The organism is Pandoraea pnomenusa (assembly GCF_000767615.3).
Classification (GTDB): domain Bacteria; phylum Pseudomonadota; class Gammaproteobacteria; order Burkholderiales; family Burkholderiaceae; genus Pandoraea; species Pandoraea pnomenusa.
Genome location: NZ_CP009553.3, coordinates 2,450,752 through 2,469,407 on the forward strand (window position 1 = coordinate 2,450,752; position 18,656 = coordinate 2,469,407).

Sequence of the window (18,656 nt, forward strand, 5' to 3'; positions counted from 1 at the left end):
GCAATCGCAGATTGCATTCCGATTTCACGAGGAAGTCATGAGCCAGCCAATCGCTGTGACCCGCCAGACGTTCGACGACGTGATGGTGCCCAATTACGCTCCCGCCCAGATGGTGCCCGTGCGCGGCGAAGGCTCGCGCATGTGGGACCAGCAGGGCCGCGAGTATGTCGACTTCACCGGTGGCATCGCGGTCAATGCGCTCGGCCATGCCAATCCGGAACTCGTGAAGGTCATCGAGGAGCAGGCGCGCAAGGTCTGGCATATCGGCAATGGCTACACCAACGAGCCGGTGCTGCGTCTGGCGAAGGCGCTCACCGAAGCCACCTTTGCCGACAAGGCGTTCTTCTGCAATTCGGGACTCGAAGCGAACGAAGCCGCGCTCAAGCTCGCGCGCCGTTACGCATACGACCATGCCGCCGAGCGCGGCGGCAAGGAAAAGAGCGAGATCGTTTCGTTCTACAACTCGTTTCACGGTCGTTCGCTGTTTACCGTCAGCGTGGGCGGCCAGGCGAAGTACACCGAAGGTTTCGGCCCGATTCCGGCCGGCATCATGCATCTGCCTTACAACGACCTGCAGACCGCCGAGGCCACCATCTCGGACGCCACGGCGGCCGTGATCGTCGAACCGGTGCAGGGCGAGGGCGGCGTTCTGCCGGCGGATCCGGAGTTCCTGAAAGGTCTGCGCGCCCTGTGCGACAAGCATGGCGCGTTGCTGATCTTCGACGAAGTGCAGACGGGGGTGGGCCGCACGGGCACGCTGTACGCCTATGAACAATACGGCGTCACGCCGGACATCCTGACCACGGCGAAGGCGCTGGGCAATGGCTATCCGATCGGCGGGCTGCTGACCACCAGCAAGATTGCCGCGAGTTTCTCGCCGGGCACGCATGGCTGCACCTACGGCGGCAATCCGCTTGCCACGGCGATCGCCGGTCGCGTTCTCGAACTGATCAATACGGCTGAAATGCTCGGCGGTGTGAAGACGCGTCACGAGCACTTCGTCAAGGGCATCGAGGCGATCAATGCGCGCCACGGCGTGTTTGCGCAGGTGCGCGGCATGGGGTTGCTCATCGGCGCCGTGCTCAAGCCGGAGTTCGCCGGCCGTGCGAAGGACATCGTGGCCGAAGCCGAGAAGCAAGGGCTGATGCTACTGGTGGCGGGCGGCGACGTCGTGCGCTTCGCGCCGTCGCTGAACATTCCATTCGCCGACATCGACGCCGGCCTGGCATCGCTGGAAAAGGCGGTAGCTGCGGTCGCCGCCACGGCGAAGGCCGCCTGAGCGCGCCAGGACACCGACTCCCACTCGCGCCAGCCCGTGCCGCAAGCTCGGGACTTCGGGCCGGACCGGCGGATCGCGCCGCTCCGGCCCGTGCCTTGACGGCGTGCCTCCAGTCTTCTTCTTCGTCGGATATGTCCATGAACCGTCAATCGAAACTGGTCACGCCGACGCAGGCGCCGGACGAGGCGCCTGATCCGTCGACATCGTTGCGCGTGGTACGCCTGGCGGGGCCGGGCGATCTGCCGGCATTGTTGCAGCTTGCGACGCTGGCCGGGCCGGGGATGACGTCGTTCAAGCCCGACCGGGCGGCGCTCGAGGCCCGCCTGACGCGGGTGGCGGCAACGCTCGACGGTCGGGCGCCGACGGCCGAGCAGGGCTACCTGTTCGTGATGGAGGATGTTGCAACGGGTGGGATTACGGGAGTCTGCGGGCTGGAAGCCGCTGTCGGGCTCGACCAGCCGTTCTACACGTATCGCAAGGATACGATCGTGCACGCCAGTCGCGAGTTGAATGTGTGGTCGCGCATGCTCACGCTCTCCCTGTCGAACGACCTCACGGGATACAGCGAACTCTGCTCGTTGCTGCTGGACCCGGCCTGGCGCGGGCACGGCAACGGGGCGCTGCTGTCGAAGGCCCGTTTCCTGTTCATGGCGCAGTTCCCGGAGCGCTTCGGCACGCACGTGTGCGCCGAGTTGCGCGGCTTCTTCGACGATGACGGCCAAAGTCCGTTCTGGCAATCGCTCGGCCAGCATTTCTTCAAGATCGACTTCGACCAGGCGGACTATCTCACGTCGATCGGCAAGAAATCATTCGTGGCCGAGTTGATGCCGAAGTACCCGATCTACGTCGACTTTCTCTCGCCGCAGGCCCAGGCGGCCATTGGCGTCACGCATCGCGATACCCTGCCCGCACGTCGTCTGCTCGAGCAGGAAGGCATGCGCTCCGGCGCGCATGTCGACATCTTCGACAGCGGCCCGGTGCTCGAGGCGCGTGTGGCCGATCTGCGCGCGGCGCGCGATAGCCGGTATCCGAGTGTGAACATTGCGCAAGACGCTACCGTCGCCAATCCCGAACCCTATCTGGTGGCGCGTCTGGGGCTCGCGGAGTTCCGTGCCACGCTGGTCAATGGGCGTCCCGAGCGGCGCACGTTCACCCTCAGCCCGATGGCGGCCCAGGCGCTCGGCGTCGCGCAGGGCGAGCGCATCCAGGTGTTGCCGCTCAAGCCGCCGCGTGCCGAAGCCGTCTGAGCGATCTCAGAACTGGATCGTGGCAGTGACGGTGTCGGTGTAGACGCCCGGCAGCGGCGTCGACTGCGACGGTACCCGGGCATAGATCGGAACGAACTGGACCAGACCCGAGCCGATCCCCGTCAATTGCGACGTGCCGGACGTGCCGTCGCCCCAGATCGTCGTGCGGGCGCTGTCCAGATACAGCTGATAGTCCACGCTCGCGCCTGTGGTACCGGTCATCCGCCGCGTGCTCACGCTGCCCGAGATCCCGCCCGAGAGTGCTACGCGATACGCATCGTTGTTCGTGCACTGGATGGTCAGTTGTCCGCTGCCGCTGACATCTGTCGTCAACGTCGACTGCGAAGCAAAGGTGATATTGGTCGCCGCGATGGTGCAGTTGTTGATGACGGTCACGTTGCTCGTGAACGGCACGCCTGGGGCCGCAGTCATGGCGCTGCCGCACGCGGGGGCGGGCGCGAGCAGTGCGTAGGACGCGTATTGCAGACTGATATCCGCCGCACCGAACGTGTGTGAATACACTGTGTTGGCGTCACCGCTGGTGGGCACGGTCGTTTGCGCGGCATCGATCTTGCCGTAGAAGCTGACGTTCTGCGTCAGGGTGCCGCCCAGCGGCGGGGCTGTCATGGTGAGCGCGATCATGTTGCCGGGGCTGCTTCCCCAGGTGTTGGCGTAGGCGGCGTCGACGAAGAGGCCGAAGCGGATCGCATTTGCGGCGTTGGTGAGGGTGAGCGGCGGCACGGCGTTCAACGCCAGGCATGCCTTGACGTTAGGGTTGGCGCCGAGCAAAGGCCAGGTGCATGTCACCGGAATCGTGCCGGTGGCGTTGAGCGCTGCGCCGGAAATCGGGCTGAACGCGGTGAAGGCGAGCGACGGTGTGCCGACGGAGCACGTCTGCGCCGAGGCGTTCGCGGTGATCAACGCGACGGCCGCCGCCAATGTCCGGCAGCCTCGCGCGGGTGTCCCGGGCGTCACGACGGCGCCTCTATGGTGGGCGCGCGGGGACGTCCCGGGCGCCGCTCGGCAAGCGTGCCGAACGCCACGCACTCGAGGGGGCCGATGCGCGCAATGTTGCCGTTGGGCGACTTGGACCATTCGAACGACGCGCGGCATCGCTGTGAACCGTCATGCGCCTCGAGCGTATTGCGCATGCCGAGATCGTCGACGAAGACTTCGCCGTCGTAGCCCACGATCGTGACGAATCCGCTTTGTACATGACGCACGGCGGTGCCGGGGCGCAGGGGCTGTCCCGTCGACCCGACGAGGGTGACCAGTGCGGCGCGATATCGCCGCACGGGAAAGCGCACCAGCACGCCGCTGCCCGATTGCGGCGCGATGCGGCGTTCTGTCGTCGTGACTTCCAGGTCGGCGGGCAGGTGCATGGGGTCGATGCCGATCCGCGTGGCTTCGTAGCCGCTCAGGTCCGGCACGAGATAGTAGCCGCGCGCGTCCGTTCGACCGACGCGCACCGATTCGCGCAACACCGGTACGCCCGCCTGACCGTCGGCGCTCACGAGTGCGAAGGCGTCGTAAGCGTGTCGCGTCGCATGCACACCGTGGTCCATGACCACGAGCGCGCCGGTCACGCCAATGCCGGTGCCTGTCTCGCGTCCCACCCTTTGCACCAGAGCGGATATCTGACCGTGCCGGCCGAGGTATTGCAGTTCGCCCTGTGCCGTGTGGCGCGAGAAGGCCCGCCCCGCGAGCACCTGCCACCCCCAGCCGCCTTGATAGTCGGGCGTTCGGCTCGCGCCTGCCCAGGTTTGCGTGCCGCCACCCTGGCTGGTCATCGAGGCGCTGCCCAATGCATTGCCGCCGAGCAGCACGCTGAGCATGGCGAACACCCCGTGCACCCCGCGACGTGCGAAGTCGCGAAAGCCGCCCAGCGATATCATGCCGCGCGTGCCCGCTGGGAACGTCAGGCTCGCCGACAGCACGCGCGTGGCCGGCTGGCGCCGCATGCGCTGGGCGAACCAGGCGAGCGAGGCGGTGCTGCCGCGACCAAGCGGGAGCGAGAGGCTCACGCGGTCGCTTGCACGCGGCACGGGCGTGCCGTCGAGCGACGCGATGTCGCGATAGTGCCCGATGGCGCGAACCATGCGGGCGTCGACGCTCAGGTATCGAGACAGATACTGATAGCCCGCACTCCATTGCGCGCCGGCACCGCGCCCGCTGGACGCCGCGACCGACACGCCGGCGACCCCGGCGTGTCCCAGCGCGGCGAGCGCGCCCACGCCACCCAGCGCGAGACGGCGGCCTGCCTGTAACTGGGCCTCCACGGTCACCGTGTCGCTCGCGCCGTAGCGCGCGGCGATCGATGCGACGGGATCGCCCCGATACGAGAACGAGCGGATGCCGTAAGCCTCGCGCGGCCAGCCGGCTTCCACGGAAAAGCTCGAAAGTCCGCGGGCGAGCAAACGCGGATCGATGTATAGCGGCACTGTGGTGATTTGCTCACGCCCAAGCGCATCTCGGGTGACCACGCTTGCCTGGAGGTCGCCGGTTAGGCCGGGGGCCTCCTGAATGACGAAAGGGCCCGGCGGTACGCGTGCCCCCATGCGTCGCACGCCGTCCAGATACAGGTCCACCGACGATGGCACGACGGCGCTGCCGCGCAACGCCGGTACGGGAAACGTGACGAGATCCGGTCGCAGACTGAAATTTCGCCGCCATTGCATCCCCGCGATGCGCAGCGATCGCGTCCATGACAGCGAGCCCGTGATCAGATCGCCGGCCGTCCAGCTCGCCAGACGCGCCGGATCGTCATGCTGCCACCAGGTGTCGTATCGGCGGTAGCCGCGCCGCCAGCGCGAATGCTCGGTCACGCCGGTCTGCCGCAGCGTGCCGCCCGGCCAGAAGCCGCGAAACTCGCTCCATACGGAGGCACGCGTGAACCGGTCGCGCTGCACGTAGCCGTCGTAATTGACGACGACCCCGGTGCCCGCCGTCGCGCGGATCGGCGCCGGTGCCGGAGCGCCCAGCGTGTACGGGGCGAGCCACTTGTCGTCCACCGTCAGCTCGAGTGTCTGCGTGGGCGCATCGTAGGCGTAACGAATGCCGCGCAGGGCGTCGAGCGCGACTTCGGTCACGTCCTGCGTCGATAGTTCCGGCGAGTTCAGTCCCAACGCCCGAAGGTCGCCCGCGCGCACGAACCAGCGTCCCCGTCGGCGCACGAAGGGCGCCATCAGCCCGGTGGGCTCGCCGTTGACGACTACCGCGAGCACGTAGGGGCCGTCGAGTCGCGCGGGACGCGGCGCGTTCGACGCGCGCGCCGGGGCCGCAGATGGCGGCGCCGACTGTGCCGGGAGATTCGACGAAATCGTGGGTGTCGATGGCGTCGATGGCATCGATGAAGTGGATGAAAACGAGGCGTTCGAGGAGATCGAGGAAGTTGATGAGGTCGGCGAATTCAGTGTTGCGGTGGATACGGCGTCGTCGAACCCAGATGCCACGGGCAGGCGCGTCGGCGGCCCGGGGTCGTCGGCGATGCGATGCGCGGATGCCGCGTGCACGTCCGTCGCCCGGCCCAGCCATGCGAGGGCCGTCACGATCGCGGCAATGGTCATTGCCACGGCCGCCCTCCGGGTGGGCAGGGACGGGGCCGCGAGGCCGGCGGGGCGCGCGGCGTGGTGAATGCCCCTAGCGCGTGCCATCCGACGCTTCGTCAGCGGCAAAGCGCATCGGGACGGCATCGATGCGAGACTCGACCGTAAATGGCGCGATGGGCGGCGAACCCGAAGGCCAGCGCACGGCAAAGCGCCGCGTTTGTCCCGCGAGCACGTAGCCGAGCAAGCCATGCGCGAGCTCCACGCTGCGCCCGGTCGCATCGCGCACTCGCGTCGCGCCAAGTTGCGCATGCCGCGCGCCGTCGTTGCGCACCGCCAATTGCCGTCGCGCGATGTCGAGATCGAAGTGCAGCTCGGGGCTGTGCTCGCGACTTGCCTGCACGAACACCGGCACCGAGTAGCGCAACCGGATGGACACGCCTTCACCTGGAGGCAATCCGACCGGCGGCAATTCGTCGACCAGCAGCCGGTAGCTTTGCTCCCGTTGCGCGGGGCCGCGCGCCGCGCGTACGAGTCGCACGATCTGCCGCTCGCCGGGTTCGATGCGGATGATTGGCGGGCTGGCGATGAGCGCACGCGTGGGTGTGAGCACGTTTTCGCCGTTGCGCTGGGCCCAGGCGTACAACCGCAACTGACCGTGGATCGGCAGTTCGCCGGAGTTGCCCAACGTGAGCGTGGTGGCTGGCTGCGAAGGCAACAGGTTGACGATGACCGGCGAGACTTGCAATGTGGCGCCATGCCCGTCGGGCACGCCGAGCGTGAGCAGCGCGACGAAGGCGCCGCGGCATGCACGGGCGGCGTGGCGGTGCGAGGCAAGTCTCGACGGGTGCATGATCGTCCCCGCGATTCAGAAGTAGACGGTCGCCGTGACCGTGGACGAATAGACGTCGGGTTCGGGCATGGTCGCCGAGAGCGTGGCCTGGCCATAGACGGTATAGGTCTTCGCCACGCCGCTGCCCGAATCGCTCAACGTGTTCGATCCCTGTGTATTTCCCCACGGCGTGGCATAGGCCGCGTCCTGGTACAGGCCGAACGGAATCGTCGTGGCGTTGCCGGTGATCGTGCCCGCGAGCAGACGATTGGTTTCGGTCGAGTTCGGCACGGTGCCCGCGTTCAGGCCGATGTTGTAGCCTGTGGACGCCGTGCAGACGACCGTGAGCGACGACGTGCTCGCGACGGGTCCGGTTGCCGATCCCTGCACGGCGTTGAACGTCATCGGCGTGGCGGCGATCGTGCATCCGGGCAGGATCGTCAGTTGCACGCGCATCTGAGCCGTCGCCGACCCGTTGGTGTATACGGCTGCCCGGGCCGGCCCGCTTTGGCTCAACATGCCAACGACGGCGCACAGGGCGAGACACAACAAGGAACGATTCATCGTCATTCTCCTTAGTATTCCTATTCGTTGGTGCGGCGGTGACGGTATCCGACTACGTAATGGATGGCAGAACGGACGGCAAAAGGTCACGCTTCTTTTGCACGTTTTTTGCGTAGTTTAGGAGGGCATTGGGCTGAAATGTCTTCGCGGCCAATGCTTTCGGAATAGTCCCATGCTGTGCGGGAGAGCATGCTGGCTGACCGAGATGGACATACGCGCAAAGCGCATGTCGGTGGGGCCCGCAATGCGCATGGAACGCCGCGGGGGGGCGATGCGGGGCGATCCGGGCGCACACCGGCGTTGGGCGCGGGGCGGCGCCGATCGGGAGATCGGGCAGGGAGCCGTCCTGCGTTTTGGGGGAGAAAAATCGCGCCGGGATGATGTCAATCAAAAGGCGTGCCAGCGGCACGAGGCAACGTGTAATTTTCACTTGATCTTGCGACGACGCAGTCTCTAGAATGACTTCTTGTCGCATATCGGACGCCATTCACGCCATACGTGTGATAGGCGGCCCGTTGGACGTGTTCGCTACCTGCGGATATTTCTCGAGAGGGATGCCATGCTCAGACTTCTGTCGAAATACTGGTGGTTGCTGGTGCTGCGTGGAGTACTGGCCGTTGCCTTCGGGGTCGCGGCGTTTGCCTTGCCCGGCGTGACGATCGCGGTGCTGGTGCTGTGTTTCGGCGCGTTTTCGTTTGTCGATGGTGTCTTCTCCCTGGCCGGTGCGTGGAGCGCGCGCAAGGAACATGCCGACTGGTGGCTGCCGTTGCTGCAAGGCATTGCGGGCATCGTGATCGGCGTGCTCACCTATCTCAACCCGGCGTTGACCGCCGTGGCGTTGCTTATCTATATCGTGGCCTGGAGTTTTGTCACCGGCGTTTTGCAGGTGGCTGCCGGAATCGCGCTGCGTCGCGAGATCCAGGGCGAACTGTGGGTCATTCTCTCCGGTGTGTTCAGCATTCTGTTTGCCATCTTCATCATGTGGCAGCCCGGCGCGGGTGCGCTTGCGCTGATCTGGGCGATCGGATCGTGGGCCATCGTCTGGGGCGCACTGCTCGTGATGGCCGGTTTCAGGCTGCGGGGCGCCGCGCATGGCGCTTCGCGAACGCCCGCAGGATCGTTGCGGTCCTGAGCATCCCTAACCATGTCCCGACCGGAAATGCCGGGACGCGTTCTTTTTCTTTCGTCCGCAAGGGCTGCAGTTGCCTGTTGCTGACGGCTTCCCCCTGGCAGCCAGCGGGCTGCCTGACGTCAGGAGTGTCAAATGGCTCTGAATCATACGCGTAACACCCTCGGTGAAAAGATCCGGATCGAATCGGTCAATCAGCTCAATCGCGGGTTGGTCAACGGCATCGACGTTCAGCGCCAGGCCAAGCAGGCGCACTGGAATGTGCACGGTCCGGGCTTTATCGAACTGCACTTGTTGTTCGACGAGGTCTACAACGCCGCCATCGAATGGACGGATCTTTGCGCCGAGCGTCTCGTGGCACTGGGCGGCGTGGCCGACGGACGCGTGCAGACGGTTGCCAAGGCGACCGAACTGCCGGTCTACAAGAACGAGTTCAAGCGCGGGCTGGATCATGCGGCGGCGCTGGCCGAGGCCCTGGCGGCGTACGGCGAAATCATCCGGGGCCTGATCGATGCGTCGGCCGAGATCGGCGACGCCACCACGTCGGACGTTTTCACGGAGATCTCGCGCGGCGTGGACGACCATCTGTGGAAAGTCGAGGCGCACCTGCGCGGCGAGTGATCCCGGCGTCGCCGGGGCGCCGCAGGCGCCCCGGCGCGCAAGCGACCGTCCGGCTTCGCATGGCGCGAATCGGCGAGCGCGCGCACCCGGTGAGTCCGGGGTGCTGTTTCCCTGACCATCCCCCGGAGTCACCATGACCACCCGCAATCTGAGCCAGATGTTCCAGCCGAAGTCGGTCGCCGTCATCGGCGCGTCCCAGCGTGAACGGCGCGTGGGCACGACCGTGCTGCAGAACGTCATCGACGGCGGGTTCACGGGGGAGATCTACCCGGTCAATCCAAAATATTCGTCGCTCGCGGATCGCAAGTGCTATCGCGACGTGAGCGATTTGCCGCAGGCGCCCGATCTCGCCATCGTCTGCACGCCACGCGAGACCGTGCCGGGCCTTATCCGGGATCTCGGCGAGCGCGGGACACGCGCGGTCGTTGTCCTCACCTCGGGGCTCGCTCGCGAGCGCGACCGCCATGGCGTCACGTTGCAGGAGCGCATGCTCCAGCATGCCAAGCCCCATGTGCTGCGAATTCTCGGGCCGAACTGCATCGGGCTGCTGAGCCCGGGCATCGGTCTGAACGCCAGCTTCGCGCATATGGGCGCGCGCCCGGGCAAGCTGGCGTTCGTCTCGCAATCGGGCGCGTTGACGACCGCCGTGCTCGACTGGGCCGATGCCCGCGAGATCGGCTTTTCGCATTTCGTTTCGCTGGGCGACAGCGCCGACGTGGATTTCGGCGATATGCTCGACTACCTCGCGAGCGACCCCGGTACTGACGCGATCCTGATGTACATGGAGTCCATTCGCGACGCACGCAAGTTCATGTCGGCCGCGCGGGCGGCCGCACGCAACAAACCGGTCGTGGTGATCAAGTCCGGTCGCGTGCCGGAGGGGGCGCAGGCCGCCGCCTCGCATACGGGGGCGATGGCGGGGGCGGACGATGTGTACGACGCCGCCATCCGTCGTGCCGGCATGCTGCGCGTGGATACCACCGATGAACTGTTCGCCGCCGTGGAGACGCTCGCGCGGCTGCGGCCGTTCTGGGGCGACAAGCTCTCGATCATGACCAACGGCGGTGGCGCGGGTGTGATGGCGACCGACGCGCTGGTACTCGACGGCGGCAAGCTTGCCCGTCTGTCCGACAAGACGCGCGCGGCGCTCGACGCAGCGTTGCCAACGACACTGGGCCGCGTCAATCCGGTCGACATTGGCGGCGATGCTGACCTGGCGCGCTACACGGGCACGCTGGCGGCGTTATGCGAAGATCCGGAGACCGCGGCCGTCCTGTTCATCCAGGCGCCCACGGCGGTCATGCCGAGCCTCGATGTGGCCAATGCACTCGCCGCGTTGCCGAAGCCGTCGAAGAACATTTTCACGTGCTGGCTCGGCGGCGAGACGGCGGAGCGGGCCCGGCGCATTTGCCGCGAGGCGGGGCTGCCGACGTACGACACGCCGGAAAATGCCGCTCGCGCGTTTCTCGAGGCGGTAAATTATCGTCGCAACCAGTCGTTGCTGATGGAAACGCCGCCCTCCATTCCCCCGGGCTTCGCGCCCGATGTCGCACGGGTACGCGCCATCATCGACGGGGTGATGCGCGAGGGGCGGGCGTTGCTCTCGGAGCCGGAAGCCAAGGGTGTGCTGGCCGCATACGGCATTCCGGTCGTGGAGACGCTCGTTGCCGAGACGCCTGAGCAGGCGGGAGCGCTGGCGCAGGGCCTTGGCTTTCCCGTGGCGGTCAAGCTTGTCTCTCCGGACATTACACACAAGTCGGACGTCGGCGGTGTGGTGCTCAACATCGAGACGGCCGAGCAGGCATGCGATGCGGCCCGCCAGATCCGCAAGCGCGCGCTCGCCGCGAAACCGGACGCGCGCGTGACGGGCTATTCGGTCCAACGCATGGCCAACGGGGCAGAGGCGTTCGAACTGATCGTGGGTGTGGCCACCGACAACGTGTTTGGGCCGGTACTGCTGTTCGGGCAGGGCGGCACTGCCGTCGAAGTGATCGCCGACCGGACCATCGGTCTGCCGCCGCTCAACCTGAACCTCGCGCGCGACATGGTGGCGCGCGCCCGGGTGTCGAAGCTGCTCGCGGGCTACCGCAATCGTCCGCCGGCCGATCACGAGGCCATCTACCTCACCCTGGTCAAGCTCTCCCAGCTCGTGTGCGACGTGCCGGAGATCGCCGAGCTCGACATCAATCCCCTGTTCGCCGACGCGCACGGCGTTCTGGCGCTCGACGCCCGCATCGTGGCGCGCAAGCCGGCATCGGCCGGGCACGGGCGCCTCGCCATCCGGCCCTATCCGCAGGAACTGGAGAGCACGGTCGACGCGGGCGGCAAGCCGGTGCGAGTGCGCCCGATCCGGCCCGAGGACGAGCCGGCCTATAACGCTTTTTTCCACACGCTCACCCCGCAGGACGTGCAGTTCCGCTATTTCGGCCTGATCAAGGAGCTCTCGCACTCGCAAATGGCGCGCGTGACACAGATCGACTACGACCGCGCGATGACGTTCGTGGCGACCGAGCGCGATGAGCAGGGCAACACGCGCCTGCTGGGAGTGGTGCAGGCGCTGGCCGATCCGGACAACACGGTCGCCGAGTTCGCGGTGACCGTGAGTCCGGCCGCGCAGGGTCGCGGCCTCGGGCGCGCCCTCATGGAGCACATCGTCGATTACAGCCGCCGGCGCGGCACGGGCGAGCTCATCGGCTATGTACTCACGGCAAATACGCGTATGCTGACACTCGCCCGTCATCTGGGCTTTGTCGAAGACAAGGAGATGGAGGCGGGCGTTCTTCACATCCGGCTGCCGTTGCAACAGACAGCGCAGGCGCAGGAGACACGCAAGGCTTAGCGGCCACGGCCCGGCGCCGCGCGTTGTCGGCCCGCGTGCGTCGGCAGGGCGGCCGCCTCGACCAGGACGACGAATGCTAGTGAATTGCGTGGCCTATGAGGATGGCCGCAAGATTGCCGATCTGCACCCCGACGAAATCTCCGATTACCTTGAGCGCCCGCATTGCTTCGTATGGGTGGCGCTCAAGGACCCCGGTCCCGGCGAGCTCGCGCAGATGCAACATGAATTCGGTCTGCACGACCTTGCCGTGGAAGATGCGCAGCACGGGCACCAGCGTCCGAAGATCGAGCAGTACGGCGACTCGCTCTTCGCCGTGCTGCACGTGCTCAACAAGGACGCCGACGGCGACTTCTCGCTCGGGGAAGTGGCGATTTTCGCAGGGCAAAATTACGTGCTTTCCGTGCGTACGAACGCCACGCAGGGGCTCGGCGCCGTGCGTGCGCGCGCGGAGAAAGAGCCCCATTTGTTGCGGCAGGGCTCGATCTTCGTGCTCTACGCGCTCATGGACGCCATCGTCGACAGTTACTTTCCCGTATTCGACGACCTCGAAGCGCAACTCGAGGCGATCGAGGCGCAGATCTTCACGCCGAGTGCGCCGGCCAAGGGGCGAGCCATCATCGAAGACCTGTATCAACTCAAACGACGCCTCATTACGTTGCAGCACGCCTGTGTGCCGCTCATGGAGGCGGTCAGCAAACTGTTCGGCGCGATGGCGCCGAAGCTCTGCGGCGGCATGCAGGAGTACTTCCGGGACGTGTTCGACCACCTTCAACGCATCACCAAGAATGTCGATCTGCTGCGCGAAATGGTCACGACGGCACTCTCGGTCAATCTCGGCATGATCTCGCTGTCGGAGAACGAGACGACGAAGCGTCTGGGGTCGTTTGCCGCACTCTTTGCCGTGCCCACCATGATCGCCGGCATCTACGGCATGAACTTCGCCGACATCCCGGAATTGAAATTCCGGTACGGCTACCCCCTCTGCATCGGGGCCATGATCCTCATCGATTTGCTCCTGTACCGGAAATTCCGCAAGGCCGGCTGGTTGTGACGCAGCCGCGAGGCCCGCGCAATCTGTGTCAGGGGCGTGTCGCGGCATGCCCTTCAGCGCGCCGTGTTGCCCCGTGGCAACGGGTCGCGTCGCGCACCGTTTTCCGTCGTGACCGGCGTAGAGTAATTGCACTAGAATTCCCCAACGCCGCGTCAGACGGCAGCCAAGGGTTGAGAAATACAACAAACACCAGGCGCTTAGGGGTCAGATATTGAACGCACCACTCTCGGGGATCCGCGTCATCGAGTTCTGTCGAGGCGCGGCGGGCGCTTATTGCGGCTTGCTGCTGGCCGACATGGGGGCCGATGTCATCATGGTCGACGATCCCGTCGACGATCTCTCCAACGATAGCCGGAGTCCGCTCGGCGAATCCGCACAACTCGGCCTGCGACGCAACAAGCGCTCCGTGGCGCTGGATTTGCTTACCCTCGAAGGCCGCAGCCTCGCGCACACGCTCGTGCGCGGCGCCGACGTCGTCATCGAATGCCTGCCGCCGGGCACGCTCGCCAGTGCCGGCCTCGGCTACGACGCGCTGTCGGGCGTGCAACCCCATCTCGTCTACGTATCGATCTCCGCGTTCGGGCAGGAGGGGCCGCGCTCCGTGACGCAGCCCACGGGCGTGCCCGCGCTCCAGGCGCTTCGAGGAATGCTTGGTGCGGCGCCGAGCGGTCTGGAGCCGCCACGCGATTTGCCGGTGGCTGACCTCGCTGCCGGGCTGTATGCGGCGTTTTCCACGTCCGCGGCGCTCGTGGCCGCGAGACTGCAGGGGCGGGGTGTTCATATCGACGTGCCGATGCTCGGCGCCACGCTCGCCATTGCGGCATTGCGCGGTGGCGACGAAGGTGCCGAGGCGGCGCACCGCGCGGGGCTGGTGCCGCCCGCGACCATGGGCAGGGACCGTGACGGTGCCGTCGGCGCGAATCCACCCAACGCGGGCGTCGCTCGTGCCGCGCCGCGCGTCGGAGCCCTGGAGCCAGGCGACGCCGAGGGCGACACGATGCGATTCGGCGGGCCATCGGCACCCTGGCCGACCTTCCGTGCCCGCGACGGCTATTTCGGCATGGATCTCGACGGACAGGCTCACTGGCAAGCGATTTGCGCGCTGGTGCACCGGGTCGATCTGCTCGACGACGCCCGCTTCGCCAACGCGCGGGAGCGTGCCCGGCATCAGGCCGTGCTGCGCGACGTGCTCGAAGCGGTTTTCGTCCTCGAGGACCGCGGTGTCTGGCTGGCCCGGCTCGTCGCGGTCGGTGTGCCATGCACGGCCATCAGTACCTATTCGCGGGTGCTGGCCGATCCGCAGGTGGCACACATGGGCTGGGTGCGGCCCATGGTGTTGCCTAGCGGAGAGACGACGCACACCATCGTCTCTCCCGTTCGTCTGAACGGGCGCAGTCCGGTATCGCCGATGGATCCGCCCGCACCCGGCGAGCACACGAGTGACATTCTTGCGGAGCTGGGGGCGGACGGGGGCGACGTGACGGCTCGGCCTGTGAGCGGCCCCGGCCGTTTTTGACGCAGGCCGCTCCGGCGCCGACAAACGTATGCCCAGACGGCGCCTTCGGGCGCCGTCGGCGTTTTTGCGGTCTGCGGGGCATCGCCTCGCGACGTCTGGTACTTGCCCATCCCCGTTGCCAGGCGGGGCTTTCGCGCCGCCCGATGTCTCTATATAATTCATGGTCATAAGCTTATGACTATTAGTGATTAGGCGTCTCGCCGATCACTTCCCCCCGATTTTTTGCTGGATGCCGACCGATGATTGCCGATCTTTCGAGTATGTCTCCCACGGCTGCGTTGCTGGGCGCCGCAGTCGGGCTCGTGCTGGGATTGACGGGGGCGGGCGGGGGCATCTTCGCGGTACCGGCGCTGGTCTTCGGGCTGGGGTGGGGGGTGTCGCAGGCAGGTCCGGTTGCGCTTCTTGCGGTGGGGGTCGCCGCGGCCGTGGGCAGCGTGCAAGGGCTGCGCGCCGGTCTGGTGCGCTATCGCGCGGCCATGCTCATGGCCGGGATCGGTGTTTGCGTGGCGCCGTTGGGGACCTGGCTGGCGCATCGGCTGCCGGAGCGCTGGCTGGTTGGGCTGTTTGCCCTCGCCATGCTGGTTGTGGCAGCGCGCATGTACCGCGCGTCCCGCGGGCTGTCGGCAAACGCCGCGAAGGCCGTAACGGCAGCGAATCTACCCGCAAGTGAGACGGCGAACCCGTCGGACGATCAGGCCGCATCCCAAGCGGCAAGTCAGGCGGCAAATCAGGCGGCAAGCAAGACGAGCGAGGCGCTGCCCCCGTGCCGGTTGAACCCGGCGACGGGCCGCTTGCACTGGACACCGCGTGTCGCGGGCGTTCTGGGGGCGATCGGCGCGGTTTCCGGCTTTGCGTCCGGCTTGCTTGGCGTCGGCGGCGGCTTCGTCATCGTGCCGGCCTTGCGCCGCTTTACCGATATCACGGTGCACGGTGTGGTGGCCACTTCGCTGTTCGTCATCGCGCTCATTTCCGCGGGCACCGTGGCTAACGCGTGGTGGCAAGGCATGCATCCGGGCGCTCAGGGCTGGGTTTTCGTTGCGGGCGCGGTGGTCGGCATGCTCCTCGGTCGCGCGCTGGCGCCACGGTTGGCGGCCTCCCGGCTGCAACAAATCTTCTCGACGCTCATGGCCGCCGTCGCCATCGGCATGTTCGTCAAGGCATTCGGCGCCTGATTCGACGAACGCCAGCGCGGCTTGCGATTCTCGAACACTTCGAAAATCGCAACGCCTTTCGAGTGATCTTCAATATCGATCGCCGTGACGGTCCGCGCGATCCCGCCATGCCTTTCATTTCCGTTCGTGACGCGACAATGAATCTTTTCGTCACAGGACTGTCCATTGAAACGTTGCCCGAGCACCACGTCTCGCTGAATTGAATGTCTTGCGCGTGAAATGCCTTCAATGTGCGCGATGCATGCAAATCACGGACGGTAATGCTCTTAATTTGGACTAGGATGATTCCTATAAACAGATCCAAAACGGCAGGATTTTGTAGATTTATCCTATATTTCCGCTGGTCGTAAAACGGCGCGTAACGACGTCGCCTCGCCGATGCGTCACGCGGCGTTGCGATCGGCTTTGGCATCGATGACCACGACACACATTGAGACTTCCACGACCGTCTTGCCTGACTCCCCGGAAGCTTGCACACCGGCGAGCCGCCGTGCCGCCGCGATCCGGCAACGGGTGATCGTCTCGACGGCGATGGCGATGGCATTGCTGGCGGGGTGCACCGAGTATCAGGCGTCGACGCCCAGTGTGTCGGGCGGCGAAGCGGCGCACGAGGGCTCGTCGTTGTCGGCGTCGGCGCAAGCGGGAGCAGACGCGAAAGTGGTGGAAGCCCGCATGCGGCCGGTCGCGGCGGCTGTGGCCATGAGTGGTACGCCGCAGGTGGGGCGCGTGGTAAGCGGGACCTATCGATGGATGGCCGATTGGCCGGAGACCGAGAGCGTGCATCTGTGGGAGGCCGCGCCCGGCCCGACACGCATTCGTGTGGTTGGACGCGCACGGGAGATGATGCCGTCGGCGGGATTGCGCGGGGTGCGCATTCGCTACTGTGTCAAGCCGGTCATCGGCACAGGCGCCTCCCGGTTGACCGGGCACAAGACGTGCTCGGCCTGGACAACCGTCGACGGGCCGAAAGCGGCCCATGACGCCGGATAACCGTCGAATAGCCGCCCGACAGCGTCAGATCGACACCGGATGTTGCCGGAGCGCCGGATTGCCGGACAGCGCCGGCGAGCGACGAGTTACGCCGAATAACGTAGCCGCGGCGGCGCGGGGGACGATTCCGTCCGTCAGCGCCGCGTAGCGACAACGTGGTCACGCCTTCGTGACCAACGAGTGTGTCGGCAAGACGCACATTCCTCTTTCTGGAAGCCATGATGCGTAGACACGGCGGAGAATCGCGCGCGCCCACGGCTGACTTCTTTTAAAAGGATTCCGCACATGATGGTTAAAATTCTGATTGCCGACGATCACCCGATCGTCGCCTCGACGCTGCGTGAAATGCTCTCCCCGGACCCCGGCTTTCACGTGCTCCCGCCGGTTTCCAATTCGACTGAGCTCTTCAAGGCGCTCGAGACGAATTCCGTGGACGTTCTGATCACCGACTATTGCATGCCGGGCGGCGCGTTCGGCGACGGCCTGGTCATGATCAACCGCGTACGGCGCAAGTATCCGGATGTGAAGATCATCGTGTTCACGTCGATCGAGCAACCGGCCATCATTCACGCGCTCGACAGTTGTGGCGTGCTCGGTGTGATGACCAAGTCCGACGATCTTCGCGAAATCACCGTCTGCGTCGAGCGCTGCCGCCGGGGCATGAGTTACCGCGGCGGGCGTGCCGAGCAGATTCTCGAGGAACAAATGCGTCGCAAGCCGACCGCGCGCCGTCCGCTGTCTCCCAAGGAGATGGAAGTGCTGCGGATGTATCTGGACGGCCAGAACGTGTCGCAGATTGCAGGCGCGCTCAAGCGCTCGGCCAAGACGATCAACAACCAGAAGCGCATGGCCATGTGCAAGCTGGGCTGCCGGACCGACATGGAATTGTTCAAGCTCCACGTGTCGAGCCCGGTGCAGTTTTCGCGTGACGGCGAGACCGAAACGCCGAGTGCCGCCTGAGCGCGTGACCCGATCGGACATTGGAGCATATGCCCGCCAGAACGATGACGCGTGACATCGCGATCGCCGGCCGCCTGCTGCGTATCGGCGGCCTGCTCGCACTTCTTTTCGGCTTGTCGGTCTGGGTGGCGGCGGTCTCGTACGCGTTGTTCGGCACCTTGTGGCAAAGCGGCCAGAAGACCGAGTCCTTCTTCGCCGCCGTCGGCCGTGAAATTCGCGACCTCGAGATCTTCAACGAGCAGGCCCGTGCCATGGCGCAAGCCACCCAGGCCAGCAAGGTGCGTCAAGGCGGGGCCACGCGGGCATTGACCGATCGCATTCTGCAGCCGCTGCTCGGCATGAGCCCCGGCAGCGCACGCCGTATCAGCGGCGTGGGATGGGACAGCGAGTTCGAGATCGTCAAGCTGGCGGACATTCCCCCTGAACGTGCCGCCCTGTATGCGCGCCTGACGCTGCGACTCATGGTGCTCGACGCCAACTTCTGGAGTCCCCTCGACGGTCAGGACGAAACGTTCATCATTTCCGCGGATGGCGCCTTTGCGGCCTATCGACCGGCGATCGGACGCGCGTCGTTCACGCCGTCGAAGCTGGCGAGCGACACGCAGGCGATGATCGCCGAGATCAACAAGGTGGAGCGCTATCACGCGCGCATCAGGGGCAACAGCGAAGGTCCGTTCTGGACTTACAACTACGAGCATCCCGTCACCCATCTGAAGACCGTATCGAGCTTCGTACCGATTCGCGATCTGGATGGCCACCTGGTGCTCTACGTTGGCACCAGCATGTCGCCGGACATGATCGTGCCGCCGCGCATGCGCAATCTGGAACGCTCGGGGAAGCGCTGCAACTGATCTCGGAAGACGGGCTCATCATTGCAAGTGCAGGCCAGCCGCTCGCCTCGCTGGGCAATC

The 18,656-nt window shown here is 65.9% G+C and carries 15 protein-coding genes; 11 read left to right on the forward strand and 4 right to left on the reverse strand.

Annotated elements, in window-relative coordinates:
* The first annotated feature begins 37 nt into the window (after positions 1-37).
* Positions 38-1,279 (forward strand): aspartate aminotransferase family protein, encoded by a 1,242-nt coding sequence (locus LV28_RS35000; protein ID WP_023595788.1) that lies wholly within the window; start codon positions 38-40, stop codon positions 1,277-1,279.
* A 206-nt stretch (positions 1,280-1,485) separates the two neighbouring features.
* Positions 1,486-2,526: an arginine N-succinyltransferase gene (gene astA, locus LV28_RS35005; protein WP_023874494.1), complete on the forward strand. Its 1,041-nt coding sequence runs from the start codon at positions 1,486-1,488 to the stop codon at positions 2,524-2,526.
* A gap of 6 nt (positions 2,527-2,532) precedes the next feature.
* Here the strand turns inward: astA and LV28_RS35010 are convergent, their stop codons facing one another.
* The 4 genes from LV28_RS35010 to LV28_RS35030 all read right to left on the reverse strand — a co-directional run bounded on the left by LV28_RS35010 (position 2,533) and on the right by LV28_RS35030 (position 7,467).
* Positions 2,533-3,447 carry a Csu type fimbrial protein gene (locus LV28_RS35010; RefSeq protein ID WP_051399270.1) on the reverse strand — a complete coding sequence of 305 codons (915 nt, stop codon included), beginning with the start codon at positions 3,445-3,447 and terminating at the stop codon, positions 2,533-2,535.
* Between the two features lie 50 nt (positions 3,448-3,497).
* Positions 3,498-6,092, reverse strand: a complete 2,595-nt coding sequence (locus tag LV28_RS35015) for a fimbria/pilus outer membrane usher protein (RefSeq protein WP_255315223.1) — start codon at positions 6,090-6,092, stop codon at positions 3,498-3,500.
* 73 nt (positions 6,093-6,165) lie between these two features.
* Positions 6,166-6,924, reverse strand: coding sequence for a fimbrial biogenesis chaperone (locus tag LV28_RS35025; protein ID WP_023874488.1), 759 nt, complete (start codon positions 6,922-6,924; stop codon positions 6,166-6,168).
* A 15-nt stretch (positions 6,925-6,939) separates the two neighbouring features.
* A complete protein-coding gene (locus LV28_RS35030; RefSeq protein ID WP_023595794.1) occupies positions 6,940-7,467 on the reverse strand; it encodes a Csu type fimbrial protein in 528 nt (175 codons plus the stop codon).
* 559 nt (positions 7,468-8,026) lie between these two features.
* Between LV28_RS35030 and LV28_RS35035 the strand changes: the two genes are divergently transcribed.
* From LV28_RS35035 to LV28_RS35075, 9 genes are all read left to right on the forward strand, one after another.
* The gene (locus LV28_RS35035; protein ID WP_023595795.1) at positions 8,027-8,599 is read left to right on the forward strand and encodes an HdeD family acid-resistance protein; all 573 of its coding nucleotides are present in this window, start codon (positions 8,027-8,029) and stop codon (positions 8,597-8,599) included.
* Positions 8,600-8,731: 132 nt separating this feature from the next.
* Complete coding sequence (gene dps / locus LV28_RS35040; RefSeq protein WP_023595796.1) at positions 8,732-9,217, forward strand: DNA starvation/stationary phase protection protein Dps; 486 nt, start codon at positions 8,732-8,734, stop codon at positions 9,215-9,217.
* 133 nt (positions 9,218-9,350) lie between these two features.
* Entirely contained in the window at positions 9,351-12,056 is a 2,706-nt protein-coding gene (locus tag LV28_RS35045; RefSeq protein ID WP_038617691.1) for a bifunctional acetate--CoA ligase family protein/GNAT family N-acetyltransferase, read from the forward strand.
* Positions 12,057-12,129: 73 nt separating this feature from the next.
* Positions 12,130-13,107, forward strand: coding sequence for a magnesium/cobalt transporter CorA (gene corA / locus LV28_RS35050; RefSeq protein ID WP_023595798.1), 978 nt, complete (start codon positions 12,130-12,132; stop codon positions 13,105-13,107).
* A 211-nt stretch (positions 13,108-13,318) separates the two neighbouring features.
* The gene (locus LV28_RS35055; RefSeq protein ID WP_048806360.1) at positions 13,319-14,623 is read left to right on the forward strand and encodes a CaiB/BaiF CoA transferase family protein; all 1,305 of its coding nucleotides are present in this window, start codon (positions 13,319-13,321) and stop codon (positions 14,621-14,623) included.
* A gap of 260 nt (positions 14,624-14,883) precedes the next feature.
* Positions 14,884-15,795, forward strand: coding sequence for a sulfite exporter TauE/SafE family protein (locus LV28_RS35060; RefSeq protein ID WP_038621136.1), 912 nt, complete (start codon positions 14,884-14,886; stop codon positions 15,793-15,795).
* A gap of 450 nt (positions 15,796-16,245) precedes the next feature.
* Entirely contained in the window at positions 16,246-16,785 is a 540-nt protein-coding gene (locus LV28_RS35065; RefSeq protein ID WP_147291567.1) for a hypothetical protein, read from the forward strand.
* Between the two features lie 285 nt (positions 16,786-17,070).
* The gene (locus LV28_RS35070) at positions 17,071-17,745 is read left to right on the forward strand and encodes a response regulator (RefSeq protein ID WP_023595804.1); all 675 of its coding nucleotides are present in this window, start codon (positions 17,071-17,073) and stop codon (positions 17,743-17,745) included.
* A gap of 44 nt (positions 17,746-17,789) precedes the next feature.
* A complete protein-coding gene (locus LV28_RS35075) occupies positions 17,790-18,596 on the forward strand; it encodes a hypothetical protein (RefSeq protein WP_058371643.1) in 807 nt (268 codons plus the stop codon).
* The last annotated feature ends 60 nt before the right edge of the window (positions 18,597-18,656 follow it).

What these genes read in the sequence shown, in the direction of transcription:
- LV28_RS35000 (WP_023595788.1), top strand. Translation starts at nt 38, where the DNA reads ATGAGCCAGCCAATCGCTGTGACCCGCCAGACGTTCGACGACGTGATG.
- LV28_RS35015 (WP_255315223.1), bottom strand. Translation starts at nt 6,092, where the DNA reads ATGACCATTGCCGCGATCGTGACGGCCCTCGCATGGCTGGGCCGGGCG.
- LV28_RS35025 (WP_023874488.1), bottom strand. Translation starts at nt 6,924, where the DNA reads ATGCACCCGTCGAGACTTGCCTCGCACCGCCACGCCGCCCGTGCATGC.
- LV28_RS35030 (WP_023595794.1), bottom strand. Translation starts at nt 7,467, where the DNA reads ATGAATCGTTCCTTGTTGTGTCTCGCCCTGTGCGCCGTCGTTGGCATG.
- LV28_RS35035 (WP_023595795.1), top strand. Translation starts at nt 8,027, where the DNA reads ATGCTCAGACTTCTGTCGAAATACTGGTGGTTGCTGGTGCTGCGTGGA.
- dps (WP_023595796.1), top strand. Translation starts at nt 8,732, where the DNA reads ATGGCTCTGAATCATACGCGTAACACCCTCGGTGAAAAGATCCGGATC.
- LV28_RS35045 (WP_038617691.1), top strand. Translation starts at nt 9,351, where the DNA reads ATGACCACCCGCAATCTGAGCCAGATGTTCCAGCCGAAGTCGGTCGCC.
- corA (WP_023595798.1), top strand. Translation starts at nt 12,130, where the DNA reads ATGCTAGTGAATTGCGTGGCCTATGAGGATGGCCGCAAGATTGCCGAT.
- LV28_RS35060 (WP_038621136.1), top strand. Translation starts at nt 14,884, where the DNA reads ATGTCTCCCACGGCTGCGTTGCTGGGCGCCGCAGTCGGGCTCGTGCTG.
- LV28_RS35070 (WP_023595804.1), top strand. Translation starts at nt 17,071, where the DNA reads ATGATGGTTAAAATTCTGATTGCCGACGATCACCCGATCGTCGCCTCG.
- LV28_RS35075 (WP_058371643.1), top strand. Translation starts at nt 17,790, where the DNA reads ATGACGCGTGACATCGCGATCGCCGGCCGCCTGCTGCGTATCGGCGGC.